Annotated in this window: 14 protein-coding genes; 8 read left to right on the top strand and 6 right to left on the bottom strand. The window is 60.1% G+C overall.

Features of this window, described 5'->3' with window-relative positions; all coding sequences use genetic code 11:
• Positions 1-254: 254 nt before the first annotated feature.
• From upp to HF327_RS20145, 5 genes are all read right to left on the bottom strand, one after another.
• Entirely contained in the window at positions 255-887 is a 633-nt protein-coding gene (gene upp, locus HF327_RS20125; RefSeq protein ID WP_099737234.1) for a uracil phosphoribosyltransferase, read from the bottom strand.
• A 108-nt stretch (positions 888-995) separates the two neighbouring features.
• Entirely contained in the window at positions 996-1,970 is a 975-nt protein-coding gene (locus HF327_RS20130; protein WP_198462148.1) for a threo-3-hydroxy-L-aspartate ammonia-lyase, read from the bottom strand.
• A 219-nt stretch (positions 1,971-2,189) separates the two neighbouring features.
• Entirely contained in the window at positions 2,190-3,086 is an 897-nt protein-coding gene (locus HF327_RS20135) for an enoyl-CoA hydratase-related protein (RefSeq protein ID WP_198462149.1), read from the bottom strand.
• 156 nt (positions 3,087-3,242) lie between these two features.
• Positions 3,243-4,832, bottom strand: a complete 1,590-nt coding sequence (locus HF327_RS20140; protein WP_198462150.1) for a methyl-accepting chemotaxis protein — start codon at positions 4,830-4,832, stop codon at positions 3,243-3,245.
• Between the two features lie 288 nt (positions 4,833-5,120).
• Positions 5,121-6,647, bottom strand: coding sequence for a helicase HerA-like C-terminal domain-containing protein (locus HF327_RS20145; RefSeq protein WP_198462151.1), 1,527 nt, complete (start codon positions 6,645-6,647; stop codon positions 5,121-5,123).
• 77 nt (positions 6,648-6,724) lie between these two features.
• On the opposite strand from HF327_RS20145, the gene HF327_RS20150 reads away from it, so the two are divergent.
• The 7 genes from HF327_RS20150 (at position 6,725) to rng (ending at position 13,474) form a co-directional block, all read left to right on the top strand.
• Entirely contained in the window at positions 6,725-7,444 is a 720-nt protein-coding gene (locus HF327_RS20150; protein ID WP_198462152.1) for a YebC/PmpR family DNA-binding transcriptional regulator, read from the top strand.
• Entirely contained in the window at positions 7,441-8,733 is a 1,293-nt protein-coding gene (purD, locus tag HF327_RS20155; protein ID WP_198462153.1) for a phosphoribosylamine--glycine ligase, read from the top strand. The genes HF327_RS20150 and purD overlap by 4 nt, the downstream gene beginning before the upstream one ends.
• Positions 8,733-9,686 carry an oxygen-dependent coproporphyrinogen oxidase gene (gene hemF / locus HF327_RS20160; RefSeq protein ID WP_198462154.1) on the top strand — a complete coding sequence of 318 codons (954 nt, stop codon included), beginning with the start codon at positions 8,733-8,735 and terminating at the stop codon, positions 9,684-9,686. The genes purD and hemF overlap by 1 nt, the downstream gene beginning before the upstream one ends.
• A gap of 231 nt (positions 9,687-9,917) precedes the next feature.
• The gene (gene rsfS, locus HF327_RS20165) at positions 9,918-10,604 is read left to right on the top strand and encodes a ribosome silencing factor (protein WP_198462155.1); all 687 of its coding nucleotides are present in this window, start codon (positions 9,918-9,920) and stop codon (positions 10,602-10,604) included.
• Positions 10,604-11,071 (top strand): 23S rRNA (pseudouridine(1915)-N(3))-methyltransferase RlmH, encoded by a 468-nt coding sequence (gene rlmH, locus HF327_RS20170; RefSeq protein ID WP_198462156.1) that lies wholly within the window; start codon positions 10,604-10,606, stop codon positions 11,069-11,071. Before rsfS ends, rlmH begins: the two co-directional genes overlap by 1 nt.
• Positions 11,072-11,237: 166 nt before the next feature.
• A complete protein-coding gene (locus tag HF327_RS20175; protein WP_198462157.1) occupies positions 11,238-11,852 on the top strand; it encodes a Maf family protein in 615 nt (204 codons plus the stop codon).
• 134 nt (positions 11,853-11,986) lie between these two features.
• Positions 11,987-13,474 (top strand): ribonuclease G, encoded by a 1,488-nt coding sequence (gene rng / locus HF327_RS20180; protein WP_198462158.1) that lies wholly within the window; start codon positions 11,987-11,989, stop codon positions 13,472-13,474.
• 112 nt (positions 13,475-13,586) lie between these two features.
• Here the strand turns inward: rng and HF327_RS20185 are convergent, their stop codons facing one another.
• Positions 13,587-15,377 carry an acyl-CoA dehydrogenase gene (locus tag HF327_RS20185; protein WP_198462159.1) on the bottom strand — a complete coding sequence of 597 codons (1,791 nt, stop codon included), beginning with the start codon at positions 15,375-15,377 and terminating at the stop codon, positions 13,587-13,589.
• A gap of 491 nt (positions 15,378-15,868) precedes the next feature.
• On the opposite strand from HF327_RS20185, the gene HF327_RS20190 reads away from it, so the two are divergent.
• Positions 15,869-16,849: a quinone oxidoreductase family protein gene (locus tag HF327_RS20190; RefSeq protein ID WP_198462160.1), complete on the top strand. Its 981-nt coding sequence runs from the start codon at positions 15,869-15,871 to the stop codon at positions 16,847-16,849.
• The last annotated feature ends 52 nt before the right edge of the window (positions 16,850-16,901 follow it).

The raw sequence follows: 16,901 nt of genomic DNA on the forward strand, positions 1-16,901 counted from the left end.
TCCTGAGCAGGATTCTTATGTGCCGCCCAAGTCGGCGCATATCAAGGCGCTGAATCTGAATGCGCAGGAGATTGATGCCTTGGTTGAGTGGCTGAAAATTTTATAGCGGGTAGCGCTTGTTGGGTAAGGGGTTGGGCGAGTTTTGGCTGCTGCTGAGTGATTGATGTCCAGCCTCTGTCCTTCGCACGGGCCAAACCTACAAAAAAAGCCCCTGCCAGCCAAAGCTGCAGGGGCTTTTCACAAAGCAGGGCCAATTACTTGGTGCCGAAGATACGGTCGCCTGCATCGCCCAGACCAGGCAGGATGTAGCCGTGGCTGTCCAGCTCGCGATCCACGGCTGCGGTGTAGATGTCTACATCGGGGTGGGCGGCTTGCATGGTTTTCACGCCTTCGGGGGCGGCCAGCAGGCACATGAACTTGATGGACTTGGGAGCGCTTTTGTCCTTGAGCTGCTGCACGGCCGCCACGGCCGAGTTGCCGGTCGCCAGCATGGGGTCGACCACGATCACATCGCGCTCTTGCATGTTCTCAGGCATCTTGTAGTAGTACTCGACGGGCTTGAGGGTCTCGGGGTCGCGGAACAGGCCGATGTGGCCGATGCGTGCGCCGGGCACCACGTTGAGCATGCCGTCCAGAAAGCCGTTACCCGCGCGCAGGATGGAGACCAGGGCCAGCTTTTTGCCGTCGATGACCTTGCCGGTCATTTTTTCCATGGGGGTCTCGATCTCGATGTCTTGCAGGGGGAAGTCGCGTGTCAGCTCGTAGGCCATCAGCGTGGACAGCTCGCCCAGCATGCGGCGAAAGCTGTTGGTGCTGGCTTCCTTGCGGCGCATCAGGGTCAGTTTGTGCTGGACCAATGGGTGGTCAATCAAATGCAAAGTGCTCATGTTCTTGGTCTTTGTGTTGAAAAGAAGCAGGCCCGCTTGTGACTGGCGCGTGCTTGCAAAAAGGAAAACGGGGTGCGGGATGCCCCGCAGCAACCCCTATTTTCGCTGTCAGTCGGCCAGAAGGCTGGCGAAACGGGATAAATCCACATTGCCGCCGCTGATCACGATGCCCACGCGCTTGCCCTTCAGGGACTGGCCGCCGTGGATGGCGGCTGCCAGCGAGAGCGCGCCCGTGGGCTCCACCACGATTTTCATGCGCTCTGCATAAAAGCGCATGGACTCGACCAACTGCTCGTCGTTGACGGTCAGCACCTCGTTCACGGCCTGCTGGATGATGGCAAAGGTCAGATCGCCAGGCGCCTGTGTCTGTGCGCCATCGGCGATGGTGCGCGGGGTGTCGATCTTGACGATATGGCCGGCGCGCAGCGACTGCTGCACATCGTTGCCAGCCTCTGGCTCCACGCCAATGACCTGACAGTTCGGGGCCAGCGCATTGGCCGCCAGCAGGCTGCCCGACAGCAGGCCGCCGCCGCCCAGGCAGACGAACAGGTAGTCCAGATCGGGCACTTCCTCCAGCAGCTCTTTGACGGCCGTTCCCTGGCCGGCAATCACATCGCGGTGGTTATAGGGCGGGATCAGCGTCATGCCGCGCTCGGTGGCGAGGCGCTGAGCAATGGCTTCGCGGTCTTCGGTAAAGCGGTTGTAGGTGACGACCTGAGCGCCATAGCCACGCGTGGCGGCCATTTTGGAGGCGGGGGCATCCTCGGGCATGACGATGAGGGCGGGCATGTCCAGCAGCTGCGCAGCCTGGGCAATGGCTTGTGCGTGGTTGCCGGACGAGAAAGCGAGGGCACCGCCCTTGCGCTGCTCAGGCGTGAACTGGGCCAGCGCGTTATAGGCCCCGCGAAACTTGAAGGCGCCAATACGCTGCAGGTTCTCGCACTTGAAGAACAGGCGCGCGCCCAGCTGCTCATCCATGGTGCGGCTGCTCAGCACCGGCGTGCGGTGGGCCACACCTTGCAGGCGCTTGGCAGCAGCCACGACATCGTCATAGGTAGGAAGCAGGGCGGGGGTGTTGTTCATGGTGATACAGGCTGGGGTAAGAACTGAATCCATGATAACGGGGCATCGTCTGCCGGCATGTAGATCGGCGCGGTGTTTGACGCGGCAATGTCGATAGGGGCAAACGGCAGCTCAAACGGTTGCTGCGAGGGAGCCGTGAGCAGGAGCAGTAATGTAAGTAAAAAAGGCATCTAGCCCTTTATATGCATGCGCTGGCAGCTATGAAATCAGCAGTTTCCATCAGTTTTTGTGGGCGGCTGGGGCAAAGGCATGCAGCGGCTCCAGCGGCGGAAAGTCGCCTTCTCGTTTGGCCTGCATGGCGCTGACGGCCTCCATCACATGGCGGTTGCTCCAGATGCCGCTTTGCACCCAGCCCATTTGCTGCAGCGAGTCGTGCACGCTGTGGTCGCGGGCATAGTTGATGACCTGCTTGCTGCCCCAGATGGCGACGGGGGGCTTGGCCGCAATCTCGCGTGCGCAGGCCAGTGCTGCGGTAAGGGCGGCCTCGGGCGATTCATAAACGGCGTTGACCAAGCCGTGGCTGGAGGCTTCTTGCGCGCTCAGGCGGCGGCCGGTGTATGCCAGCTCTTTGACAATGCCCAGCGGCATGAGCTTGGGCAGACGCTGCAGGCTGCCCAGATCCGCCGTCATGCCAATATTGATCTCCTGTACGCAGAAAAACGCCTCGCGGCTGGCGTAGCGTATGCAGGCTGTGGCGACCAGATCCAGTCCGCCGCCCACGCAGGCACCCTGAATGGCGCAGATCACGGGCATGCGCAGGGCTTCAATCTTATTGAAGGTGGTTTGTAACTGTGCCAGCGTGTCGATGATGGCGGCGCGGCCTTCGGGTGTGCGGTCGTTGGGGGCGAAACTGGGGTCGGCAAAAGTCTTCAGCGCCATCCCCGCGCAAAAGTGTTTGCCCGTGCTGCTGATGACCAGTGCCCGCGCCTTGCCGCTGCGGTGCAATGCGTCCAGTACCGCATCCAGCTCTTGCCAGAACGTGGGGTTCAAGGTGTTGAACGTATCGGGGCGGTTGAGCACCAGATGGGCAATGTGGTCGATCTGCTCCAGCCGGAAGGCGGTCAGGCCTGTGGGCAGCGAGGTGTCGTGAGAGCTGGTGTCAGAGGTGTTGGGCATGCACTGATGGTGTCCTGTGCGCTGCCGCACGCAAGTCACCCGTGTGACGGGTGGTGTGCTGAATGACCTGGGGAATTCCCTTGCGGCGCCCTGATAGCCCAGACTGCCCGCTTGATACGGCAGTCTGGGTAAGGCTTGGCGGCCGCTTGCGCAGGTTTATGCGTGCAGCGCTGGCTCAGCGTAAGCGAGCACATGGCCTGAAGCGCCGACCTTGAACACGGACACCATGCCGGTCAGGCGCTGGGTCTGGTCGTGCAGCGAAACGGCGGCTGCGGCGGACTCTTCCACCAGGGCGGCGTTTTGTTGCGTCATCTGATCCAGATGGGTCACGGCCTGATTGACTTGGCTGATGCCGTCGCGCTGCTCTGTGGAGGAGGCACTGATTTCGCCAATCATGTCAGACACCTTGCGCACGCTGCTCACGATGTCTTCCATGACCAGGCCGGTCTGGGAGACCTGCTCGGCTCCGGCATTGACGGCATCTACGGAGGTGCCGATCAGGGTCTTGATTTCCTTGGCGGCTTCAGCGCTGCGGTGGGCTAGCGCACGGACCTCGCTGGCCACGACGGCAAAGCCACGGCCTTGCTCGCCGGCGCGGGCGGCTTCCACGGCAGCGTTCAGCGCCAGGATATTGGTCTGGAAGGCGATGGAGTCAATGACACCAATGATGTCGGAGATGCGGTGCGCGCTTTCGTTGATGCGGTTCATGCTGCTGACGACCGACTCCACGACGCTTCCGCCGCGCTGCGCTGCCTGCGCCGCGTTGCTGGCCAGGTGGGTAGCCTGACGTGCGGTATCTGCGGCCTGTGCCACTGTTGCCGTGAGCTGCTCCATGCTGGCCGCTGTTTCCTCAAGATTGGAGGCGGTTTGCTCGGTGCGCGCGGACAGGTCGTGGTTGCCTGAGGCAATTTCCGAAGACGCGGTGGAGATGGAATGCACACTGTCGCGAACATCCGTCACCAGTCCGCGCAAACGGGTGGCCATGGCCGAGACAGAACTCAGCAGCAGGCCGAATTCATCTTGACGATGGCTGCTGGCGGTTACCGTCAGATCGCCCTGGGCGATGGCATTGGTCAGCTCCACGGCTTCCGCCAGAGGCCGGGTGATGGAGCGGGTGAGGGCCAACGCAAGGCCAAGGCCTGCCAGCAGAACCAGGCCTTGCACGGCCCAGGCCCACCAGGCCGCGCGTTGTTGGGCCTGCTGCGTGAGGACGATTGCGGCATCGCGCTGCTGCTCTTGCAGCTTTACAAAGGATTCCAGAGAGTCCACATAACGGGTAATGGCGCCCAGATACTGCTCCCGGATGAAGGTGCGCAGGGCGGCGATGTCTCCCGTGAGTTTGATTTCACGGGCCTGTTTGTTCAGGGCCAGCACTTCGCTGCGCACGGCAGAAATCTGCTCCAGCGCCTTTTTGTCGGCATCGCTTTGAGCCAGTTTGACCACTTCGGCCTGTAGCTGGGAGTTGGCGACGACACCGGCCTTGACGCGCTCATCCATCAGAGTGGTCAGTTCTTCGTCGGGTGTCACATTGCTGGTGAGCACGCGCTCGCCCGTGGTTTCCGTCGCGCCTTTCCATTGGAGGGCGAGGTTGATGCGGTTGTCATAGTCGGCCTGGCTGCGCATGCCTTCCTGCATGGTCTGGGCTGCCATGTGCTGAGTCCATAGCGAGACCGCCAGCATCATTGCCAGCAGTCCGCCGAGGGTGCACCACAGCTTGGTGGAGACGCGCCATTGATTGAATTGCATTCGCTGTGCTCTTGTACTGAATAGTTAGATTGCAAAAAAGCGCTTGCTGGCGCTGATTGCGGTTTGTTATATGGAAGGAGGCGTGAAGCGACTGCGGCCACTGCAACAAGGCTTGACACGCCCCGTGCGTTCTCGATGGGGCACCGGTGTGCGGCTGGTGAGGGTGTCGAGAGACTCCTTATGTATCGACATAAGGGCTGAGAAATTGAGGCTTTTTTAGGTGGTTTGGCTAGACATATCAAAAAGGCCTGCAAATGCAGGCCTTGAGGAGGGGTGAGGTGCTAAAACTCAGCGCTTTTTGCCGCCAAGAATGCCGCCCAGCACGCCGCGCAGAATTTCCTTGCCCAGGCTGTTGCCCACGGTGCGTACGGTGGACTTGGCCATGGTCTGTACCAGGCCGTCATGCTGGCCGCCACGCGGCCCCGTGCGGCCAAACAATAGCTCCTTGAGGCCGTCCATCATGGAGTCTGTCGCTCCGGCCTGCTGCGCGGCATCCGCAGCGGCGGGCGCATCACCGGGTTTGGCAGGCGTGGCACTGCCTGCGCGGTCGCGCAGCAGCTCGAAGGCCGATTCACGATCGACGGTCTGCTCATAGACGCCGGCGACCAGCGAGCTGGCGAGCAAAGCCTTGCGCTGCTCCGGCGTGATGGGGCCGAGTTGGCTGCCGGGCGGAATCACAAAGACGCGCTCCGTCACGCTGGGCCGGCCTTTCTCGTCGAGGAAGCTGATCAGTGCCTCGCCCACGGCCAGCTCGGTAATGGCGGCGGCGATGTCGAGGCCTGGGTTGGGGCGCATGGTGGATGCCGCCGAGGCTACGGCCTTCTGGTCACGCGGGGTGAAGGCGCGAAGGGCATGCTGCACGCGGTTGCCTAGTTGGCCCAGCACGGAGTCGGGCACATCCAGCGGGTTCTGGGTGACGAAATACACGCCCACGCCCTTGGAGCGCACCAGGCGCACGACCAGCTCGATGCGTTCAATCAGCACCTTGGGTGCGTCGTTGAACAGCAGGTGGGCCTCGTCAAAGAAAAAAACCAGCTTGGGCTTTTCGGGGTCGCCAATTTCCGGCAGCTGCTCGAACAGTTCGGACAAGAGCCAGAGCAAAAAGGTCGAGTACAGGCGCGGCGCGTTCATCAGCTTGTCGGCCGCCAGCACGTTGATGACGCCCATGCCGTTGGCATCGGTCTGCATCAAATCGTTGATGTCGAGCATGGGTTCGCCAAAGAATTTGTCGCCGCCCTGGCTTTCGATGGTTAGCAGGCCGCGCTGGATGGCGCCGACGCTGGCCGAGCTGATGTTGCCGTACTGCGTGGTGAATTGCTTGCTGTTGTCCGCCACAAAGATCAGCATGGCGCGCAGGTCCTTGAGGTCCAGCAGCAGCATGCCGTTGTCGTCGGCAATCTTGAAGACGATGTTGAGTACGCCCATCTGCGTCTCGTTCAGGTTCAGCATGCGGCCAATCAGCAGCGGGCCCATGTCAGAAATAGTGGCGCGCACGGGGTGGCCTTGCTCGCCAAAGACATCCCACAGCGTGGTGGGGCAGGCCAGAGGCTCGGGCAGGGCCAGGCCGCGCTCTTTGAGGGAGGCTGCGAGCTTGCCTTCAATCTTGCCGCTTTGGCTGATGCCGCTGAGGTCGCCCTTGACGTCGGCCATGAAGACCGGCACGCCAATCTGTGAGAAGCTCTCAGCCAGTTTTTGCAGGGTGACGGTCTTGCCGGTACCGGTGGCACCGGTGATGAGGCCATGCCGATTGGCCAGTCCGGGCAGCAGGAGACATTCTGTGGCAGAGTGCTGGGCAATCAAAAGGGGTGAAGCCATTCGGTTTTCCTCTGGGGGACTTACAGTCAAAAGTAAAATCTCATCCGCTAGGTTAAATCAAATATCAAAGGACTCCCGTGGCAGGACACAGCAAATGGGCCAACATCCAGCACCGCAAGGGTCGCCAGGATGAAAAACGTGGCCGTATCTGGACCCGCATCATTCGTGAAATCATGGTGGCAGCACGCCAGGGCGGCGCTGATCTGACTGCCAACCCGCGCCTGCGTCTGGCGGTGGACAAGGCCAAGGCCGCGAATATGCCGGCCGACAATATCAAGCGCAACATCGACAAGGCCACGGGCAATCTCGATGGGGTTACGTACGAAGAAATTCGCTACGAAGGCTACGGAATTGGCGGCGCCGCCATTATTGTGGACACAATGACGGACAATCGCGTGCGGACAGTGGCCGATGTGCGCCATGCTTTCAGCAAGTACGGCGGCAACATGGGCACCGAAGGCTCGGTGGCTTTCCAGTTCAAGCATGTGGGACAGCTGATGTTCGCCCCCGGCACGGACGAGGAGAAAGTCATGAATGCCGCACTGGAAGCCGGTGCCGAGGACGTCATCACCGATGACGAAGGCGGCATCGAGGTGCTGACAGCCCCGGCCGACTTTGAAGCCGTGCGTGATGCACTTCAGGCCGCTGGCCTGACCCCGGACATGGCAGAAGTGACCATGCGCCCAGAAAATACAATCGCTCTTGAAGGCGAAGACGCAGCTCGCATGCAGAAGCTGCTGGACATGATTGAGGACCTGGACGACGTTCAAGACGTCTACCACAACGCAGACCTATGAAAATTCTTGTGATTGGCGGCGGTGGCCGTGAGCACGCTCTGGCGTGGAAATTGGCTGAATCGCCCAAAGCGACCAAGGTGTATGTGGCTCCCGGTAACGGTGGCACAGCCCTGGCTGGCGGCAAGCTGGAGAACCTGGACATCACCGATGTGCAGGCTCTGCGCGAATGGGCGCAAGCCGAAAAAATCGCCGTGACCGTCGTGGGCCCCGAGGCTCCCTTGGCCGCTGGCGTGGTCGATGAGTTCCGCGCTCATGGCCTGAAAGTCTTTGGTCCAACCAAGGCTGCGGCCCAGCTGGAGTCGTCCAAGGCCTTCTCCAAGGACTTCATGGCGCGCCACAGCATCCCGACGGCGCAGTATGAAACCTTTACCGACGCCGTAGCGGCCCATGCTTATGTGGACCGTCTGGGCGCGCCTATCGTCATCAAGGCTGACGGTCTTGCTGCTGGCAAGGGCGTGGTGGTTGCCATGTCGCTGCAGGAAGCGCATGACGCCGTGGATTTCATGCTGGTGGATAACAAATATGGCGTGACCCACAACGAAGGTGGTGCTCGTGTCGTGATCGAGGAATTCCTCGACGGCGAAGAAGCCTCTTTCATCGTGTTGTGCGATGGCAAGAACGTGCTGGCGCTGGCGACCAGCCAGGATCACAAACGTCTGAAGGATGGTGACCAGGGCCCCAATACAGGCGGCATGGGCGCTTATTCGCCCGCCCCTGTGGTGACAGCCGATGTGCACCACCGTGCCATGCGCGAAATCATTCTGCCCACCATTCGTGGCATGGAAAAAGACGGCGTGACCTACACCGGCTTCCTGTACGCGGGCCTGATGATTGACAAGGCTGGTCAGCTCAAGACGCTGGAATTCAATTGCCGCATGGGCGACCCAGAGACTCAGCCCATCATGATGCGCCTCAAGAGCGATCTGGTGGATGTGATGCAGGCAGCCTGCGACGGCAAGCTCGACCAGTTTGAGCTGCAATGGGATCGCCGCACTGCTCTGGGTGTGGTCATGGCAGCTGCTGGCTATCCTGAAGCGCCCCGCAAGGGCGATGTCATCACCGGTCTGCCCGCAGCGGCTGACGATGCCATGGTCTTTCACGCTGGCACCCAGCTGGGCGATGACGGTCAGCCTGTCACCAGCGGCGGACGTGTGCTGTGCGTGACGGTGCTGGCTGACAGCGTCAAGCAAGCCCAGCAAAAAGTCTATGACGTGGCCCGTGGCATCCATTTCGATGGTGCCCAGTACCGTCGTGATATTGGCTTCCGCGCTATCAAGAAGGCTGACTGATGACCCAGTCCTCCTCATCTTTCGTCGCTGACCAGCTGCCCGCAGGCGAGGTACGCGAGTACCTGATGGGTCTGCAGACCCGTATCACCGAGGCGCTGGAAGCGATCGAAGGTGAAGGCGGCGCTCGCTTTCTGGCCGATGCCTGGCATAAAGAGCCGGGCGAGAAGCTGCAGGGCAACGGCATCACCAAGATCATGGAAGGCGGGCGCGTCTTTGAGCGCGCAGGCTGTGGCTTCTCGCATGTGAGTGGCCCGCAGTTACCGCCTTCGGCGACTCAGCACCGGCCTGAGCTGGCGGGTGCACCGTTTGAAGCCATGGGGGTGTCGCTGGTGTTTCACCCGCGCAACCCCATGGTGCCTACGGTGCACATGAATGTGCGCATGATCTCGGCGGGTCACCCCGGCCAGCCCAAAACCTGCTGGTTTGGTGGCGGCATGGATCTGACGCCCGTCTACGGCTTTGAAGACGATGCGGTTCATTTTCACCAGACCTGCCGTGATGCGCTGGTGCCGTTTGGCGATGCGCTCTATCCGCGCTTCAAGACCTGGTGTGACGAGTATTTCTTCCTCAAGCACCGCAACGAGCAGCGCGGCATTGGCGGCATCTTCTTTGATGACTTCAGCGAACTGGGACAGCAGCAGAGCTTTGCCATGTTGCGCTCGGTGGGCGATGCCTTTTTGAAGTCCTATCTGCCCATTGTGGAGCGTCGCCAGAATGCGGCATATACGCCGCAGCAGGTCGATTTTCAGCGCTATCGTCGTGGCCGCTATGTGGAGTTCAACCTGGTCTGGGACCGCGGCACGCACTTTGGCCTGCAGTCTGGTGGCCGTACTGAATCCATTTTGCTGTCCATGCCGCCCCATGCGGACTGGAGCTATCAGCGCGAAGATGCACCGGGTACGCCCGAACGTGATCTACTCGACAAGTTCCTGATTCGTCGGGACTGGCTGTAATCAGCCTATTTCCCTGCTGGCAGCGCATAAAGCCCTGTCAGCAAGGAAATTTTTAGAAAACTATAATTTCCATAGCTGGATGCGCACTAATCAATTGGCGCATCAACCTTTTTCAATGCGTGGTGAGTGCAGGCCTTGCGGGTCTGAATGCTTACGCTAACCCAGCCCTGATACGGGTGTGGCGCGGCACACGCTATATTTGATCCCATCACTTACTGATTCCATCGCCTGATGACCACCTCCACACAATCGGATTCCGCAGCCAAGCGCGACGTCACCAAACTCCAGCGCGCCATTGTTGATGGCCTCGAAGACGTCAAGGCCCACGATATCCAGGTGTTCAACACCGAAGCGCTGTCACCGCTGTTCGAGCGCGTGATCGTGGCCTCGGGTACTTCCAACCGTCAGACCAAGGCTCTGGCCTCCAGCGTGCGCGAAGCCGTCAAGGAAGCCGGCTTTCCCGTGCCCCGCCAGGAAGGCGAGCAAAACGGTGAATGGATCATCGTTGACTGCGGCTCTGTCGTTTGCCACATCATGCAGCCCGTCATTCGCCAGTACTACCGCCTGGAAGAAATCTGGGGCGCGACACCTGTGCGCCTGAAGCTGGGTGCCGCCAAGCCCAAGCCCGCCGAACTGGCCGCGAAGAAGCTGGCCGCCAAGCAGGCGGTGGACAAGGCTGCTGCTGCCAACACCGTGGTCGAGAAGAAGCCTGCCGCCAAGAAGGCCGCTGCCAAAAAGCCTGCTGCGACCAAGACTGCGGCTGCCGGTGCCAAGCCAGCGGCAAAGAAGCCCGCCGCCAAGAAGGTTGCAGCCAAGACCATCAAGACCGTGGTTGTCAAGCCCAGCGTTCCTCGTACTGCCAAGGCTGAAGCGGCAGCCAAGCCTGCTGCGAAGCGTGCTCCTCGCGCCAAGGCCTGATGAAGCTGACGATTGTGGCCGTAGGCCTGCATGTGCCCGACTGGGCGCAGACGGCCTACGACGATTACGCCAAGCGCTTCCCGCCTGAACTCAAGGTTGAACTCAAGGCCGTCAAAACCGAGCCTCGGGGCTCCAAGACGCTTGAGACCTTGTACGCGGCGGAGCGCAAGCGTATCGAAGCAGCGATTCCGCGCGGCACCCGCATCGTGGTGCTTGATGAGCGTGGCACCAACCTCACCACCAAGGCGCTGGCCCAGCGCCTTCAGGGCTGGCAGTTGGAGAGTGATGATGTGGCTCTGATCATCGGCGGCCCCGATGGTTTGGACCCCGAGTTTCGCGCGCTTGCGCATGAACGCATTCGCCTGTCTGACCTTACCCTGCCGCACGCCATGGTGCGCGTGCTGCTGATCGAGCAGCTCTACCGAGCCTGGTCGGTCAACGCCGGTCACCCTTACCATCGCGAATAACAGCGGCCCCTGCCGCCAGCTTGCTGCGCTTGTATCACTGCAAGGCAGCCGTCACGGCCAAACGTCGTGACGGCGGCGTGCAATTTTGCCTAGCGCGTGGTACTATGATTTTGATAGCCTGATGCGCTTGATTTATGGGTGTTAGAGGCTCTTTTTAATCAAAATCATGGCCTCCTTCATCTACCTCGCGTCCCAAAGCCCCCGTCGTCGTCAACTGCTGGAGCAGCTCGGCGTGGCGCATGAGCTCCTGCTGGCCAATGCCGCAGGGGATATTGTCGAAGATGCCGAGGCCATAGAGGTCGAGCTGCCCGGTGAAGACCCGCATGACTATGTGCAGCGTGTGACCGCCGGCAAGCTGGATGCGGCCGTGGCCCGCCATGCACGCCGTGGCCTGTCCGCTGCGCCGATTCTGTGCTCTGACACCACCGTGGCTCTGGGCCCGCAAATTCTGGGCAAGCCAGCCGATGCGGACGATGCACGCCGCATCTTGCGACTGCTGTCTGGTGCTGAGCATGAAGTGCTGACCGCCGTGGCGATGCAAAGTGGCGCGCAGCGATTGCAGGCCCTGTCTATCTCTACCGTGCGCTTTGCCCCTATGAGCGAGGCGCAGATTGAGGCCTATGTCGCCACGGGCGAGCCCATGGGCAAGGCCGGCGCCTATGGTATCCAGGGTTTGGCGGCGGCGCATATTGCAGAAATTCGCGGCAGCTACTCGGCCATCATGGGATTGCCGGTGTATGAAACTGCGGGTCTTTTGCGCCAGCTGGGCTGGGCACTCTGAACCTTTGGTGCGGTTGCTACTCTGATCAGGCATTCTGCTTTCGCAGGAGACGCCCTTAGCCTTGCGCCCACCGTGCGCGCGTCGCACACTGGGTCAAGCAAACGGCAAGACCGATAAAGAAAGAACAACAGTCAATGCAGCAAGATATTTTGATCAATTGGTCGCCACAGGAAACGCGGGTGGCGATTGTCGAGAACGGCGCGGTGCAGGAGCTGCACATGGAGCGTCCGCTGGAGCGCGGTCTCGTCGGTAACATCTATTTGGGCAAAGTCTCGCGCGTGCTGCCTGGCATGCAGTCGGCCTTTATTGATATTGGCCTTGAGCGTGCGGCTTTTCTGCATGTGGCCGATGTGTGGCAGCGTCAGGAAGGCGGCGAAGCCCCCATGTTTGCGCGCAAGGATCAACCCCAGATACCGATTGAAAAACAGGTGTTTGAAGGCCAGTCCATCCTGGTTCAGGTCATCAAGGATCCGATTGGAACCAAGGGTGCACGCCTGTCCACGCAGGTCAGCATTGCAGGTCGCCTGCTGGTCTTTTTGCCGCAAGACGACCATATCGGCATCTCCCAGAAAATTCCGCAAAACGAGCGTGACGCACTGCGCGCGCGTCTGCAGGAGCTGGTGGGCACCAAGGCCAACGGCGGCGGCGGCGGGTTTATTTTGCGCACCAATGGAGAAGAATCCAGCGAGGCAGAGCTGGCCGACGATATCCGCTACCTGCGCAAGACCTGGGCGCGTATCAAGGACTCGGCGCAGAAGCTGCCCGCCATGTCGGTGCTGCACCAAGACCTGAACTTGCTGCAGCGCGTGCTGCGCGATCTGGTGGGTGAGAACACCCAGAGCATCCGCATTGACTCCAAAGAGCAGTTTGCGCTGCTCAAGAGCTTTGGTCAGGAATACATGCCTGCTGCCGTGCCCAAACTGGCGCTGTACAAGGGCGAGCGGCCGATTTTTGACCTCTATGCCATCGATGAGGAAATCGCCCGGGCGCTGGGTCGCCGGGTGGATTTGAAGTCGGGGGGCTATCTGATCGTGGATCAGACCGAGGCCCTGACCACCATAGACGTGAACACCGGTGGTTATGTGGGGGCGCGCAATTTTGACGACACCATCTTCAAGACCAATCTGGAAGCGGCCCATGCCATTGCCCGCCAGCTGCGACTGCGTAATCTGGGCGGCATCATCATCGTGGACTTCATCGATATGGTGCGCGAAGAGCATCAGGGCGAGGTGCTGTCCGAGTTCCGCCGCCAGCTGGGCCGAGACCGCGTCAAAACGATGGCGGGCGGCTTCTCGCAACTCGGCCTGCTGGAGATGACGCGCAAGCGCACCCGCGAATCGCTGGCGCACATGCTGTGCGAGCCCTGTGTGGCCTGTTCTGGCAAGGGCGATGTCAAGACTGCACGCAGCGTCTGCTACGAAGTGCTGCGTGAAATTCTGCGCGAAGCCCGTCAGTTCAACCCCAAGGAGTTTCGCGTGGTGGCATCCCCCAAGGTGGTGGAGATGTTTCTTGACGAGGAAAGCCAGCATCTGGCCAGCCTCTCGGACTTCATTGCCAAACCCATTTCCTTGCAGGCCGAATCAGCGATGGCGCAAGAGCAGTACGACATTGTGTTGCTTTGACGATTGAGGGAATAAGCAATAAAAAAAGAGCTGCTAGCGCTTATAGGATGGGCGCAAGCAGCTCTTGTTTTTGAGGCATTCAACGTGCCTCAATGTCTTTGACGGAAGTGGATCAGAACATATCCATAGGCAGTGCCATCACGCTGGCAGCGCCGTTGACCACGGCATCGGCCTGGCCGGGCACGCGGGTCAGGATGTGCTCTGCATAGAACTGTGCGGTGGCCAGCTTGGCCTGCATGAATGCCGCATCCTGGTCGTTTTTCAGTCGCTGTTCTGCCACCAGAACCGAACGGCCTAGTTGCCAGCCTGCTACCAGATTGCCGGTCAGCATGAGATAGGGCACGCTGCCTGCGTACACGGCATTGGGGTCCGCCTTGGCTTGTGCGGCGATGAAATCCACCACCTGTACAAAGGATTGGCGAGCCTGTGCCAGATGCTTGGCAACCGTCTTGGCCACGGCACTGCCACTGGCATTAAGTTCGGCTTCGGTCTTTGCAATCTGGGCGGCGATGGCCTTGGCGGTTTCGCCGCCATCACGGGCCGTTTTGCGGCCTACCAGATCGTTGGCCTGAATGGCTGTAGTGCCTTCGTAGATGGTCAGAATCTTGGCATCTCGGTAGTACTGGGCGGCGCCGGTTTCTTCGATAAAGCCCATGCCGCCGTGCACCTGGACGCCCAGGCTGGTGACTTCCAAACTCATTTCAGTGCTGTAGCCCTTGACCAGTGGCACCATGAATTCATAGAAGACGGCATTGGCCTGACGCACTTGGGCGTCGGGGTGATGGTGGGAGGCATCGTAAGCGGCGGCAGCCGTGGCCGCCATGGCGCGGCAGCCTTCGGTGAAGGCGCGCATGGTCATGAGCATGCGGCGCACATCGGGGTGGTGAATGATGGTGGCGCTGGCCTTGACGGAGCCATCAACCGGGCGGCTTTGCACGCGCTCTTTGGCGTAGGCCACGGCATGTTGGTAGGCACGCTCGGCTACGGCAATGCCTTGCACACCGACGGCATAGCGGGCTGCGTTCATCATGATGAACATGTATTCGAGGCCTCGGTTTTCTTCACCGACCAGATAGCCGATGGCGCCACCGTGGTCGCCAAACTGCAGCACGGCCGTGGGCGAAGCCTTGATGCCCATCTTGTGCTCGATGCTGACGCAGTGCACATCATTGCGCTCGCCCAGAGAGCCATCTTTGTTGACCAGAAACTTGGGCACCACGAAGAGGCTGATGCCCTTGACGCCTTCAGGTGCACCGGCCACACGGGCCAGCACCAGGTGGACGATGTTGTCCGCCATGTCGTGCTCGCCGTAAGTGATGAAGATCTTGGTGCCGAACAACTTGTAGCTGCCGTCGCCCTGCGGGTCGGCCTTGGTGCGCACCAGTGCCAGATCGGAGCCGGCCTGAGGCTCCGTCAGGTTCATGGTGCCGGTCCATTCGCCGGTCACCAGCTTTTCCAGATAGGTGGCCTTCAGCTCATCGCTGCCAGCCGTCAGCAGAGCTTCAATCGCGCCATCGGTCAGCAGCGGGCACAGGGCAAAGCTCAGGTTGGCGCTGTTGAGCATTTCAATGCAGGCCGCGCCAATGGTCTTGGGCAGGCCCTGACCGCCAAAGTCGGTGGGATGCTGCAGGCCTTGCCAGCCACCTTCGGCGTACTGCTTGAAGGCATTGGCAAAACCGGGCGTGGTGGTGACTTTGCCGTCCTTGAACGACGATGGGTTCAGGTCACCGGCCACATTCAAGGGGGCGACAACCGTTTCACAGAGCTTCGCGCATTCTTCCAGCACCGCCTGAGCTGTTTCCAGCCCCGCATCTTCAAAGCCGGGGAGTTGAGCGACTTGCTCGATCTGGGCCAGGTGCTCCATGTTGAACAGCATGTCTTTGATGGGGGCGGTGTAGGTCATCGTCTCGGTTTCCTTGAAAGGTTGTCCATCCGGTGGCGGGTTCAGGGCCAGGCTTCTGTTGTGCTTTTCAGGAGGGTGCGAACCATGACAGCAGCACTCCTCCCTCGACTTCATACCCAGACTGTGAGCGTCAAGCTTAAGTCTGAATATTGAGTTGACGTTTACGTAAACGGAATGATTTTAGAGCTTGGATAAGCCCAGTTGCAGTCGCAGATGCGCAATATGGTGCTTAAGGCTTGCGCTAAGCTTTCAATCAAAGTGAAAGCATTCAGTAAATTTTTAATAATTAAGTGTTTACCCTTGTTGTCGCGTAAAGACAAGAAGCCGGCGTTCTCGGGAAATGCGTGAAAAGCGAAATCCTCTAAATTCTTGGAAGTCTGAATAAGAAAATTACCAGTGAATAGCCAGCAGGTTGTTGATTTGTATTAATTTTTATTCGAGATGAGGCAGTTCTTGCATCATCTGTAGCTTGGTATCTGACTGGAGTTTGTATGGCTAAAGTAATCCGTTATCACGAAGTTGGCGGGCCCGAAGTGTTGCGCCAAGAGGAAATTGAAGTCGGCGAACCTGGTCCGGGTCAGGTCCGTCTCAAGCAAGGTGCTGTGGCTCTTAATTTCGCCGACACTTATTTCCGCTCGGGCCTGTATCCTTCGCCCCTGCCTGCTGGCGTGGGCAGCGAAGCCTGCGGCACGATCACCGCCGTAGGTGATGGTGTGACGGATTTCAAGGTTGGCGACCGCGTGACCTATACCGGTGCGCTGAACACCATTGGAGCCTACGCGACAGAGCGTCTGATTGCTGCCGCCCCTCTGATTCGCCTGCCAGACAGCATCAACTTTGAAACCGCAGCCGCGATCACCATGCGCGGGCTGACGGCGGCTTACCTGATGCGCCGCATCTGGGACTTCAAGAAGGGCGACACTATCTTGCTGCACGCTGCAGCAGGTGGCGTGGGCTTGCTGGTCTCACAATGGGCCAAGCTCGAAGGCCTGAATGTGATCGGTACGGTCTCTAGCGATGCCAAGGCTGAAGTGGCCAAGGCCCATGGCTGCGATCACACCATCAACTACAGCCATGAAGACGTGGCCAAGCGCGTGCGTGAGCTGACGAATGGCGTGGGCGTGAATGCCGTCTTCGACAGCGTGGGCAAGGACACCTTCGAGGGCTCGCTCAACAGCCTCAAAACTCGTGGCCTGATGGTTTGCCTGGGTACGGCTTCTGGCTCTATCCCTCCGTTCAACCCGCAGATTCTGGCTGGCAAGGGCTCGCTTTTCCTGACCCGTCCTGCTTCGGCGCACTACATTGCCGACCCCGTGGAGCGTGCAGAGCTGGCTAACGAGCTATTCAGTCATGTGGCCGAAGGCCGCATCAAGGTGGACATCAGCAAGCGCTACGAACTGGCAGACGCAGTGCAGGCGCACCGTGACCTGGAAGGTCGCAAGATCGTCGGCTCGGCCATCTTCACGCTGTAAAAGCAAGCCTGGGGCAAAGGTGCAGGGTGAGCCTGCGCTTTTGTCGCCAGGT

This window comes from Comamonas suwonensis, from assembly GCF_012844455.2.
Lineage (GTDB): Bacteria > Pseudomonadota > Gammaproteobacteria > Burkholderiales > Burkholderiaceae_C > Comamonas > Comamonas suwonensis.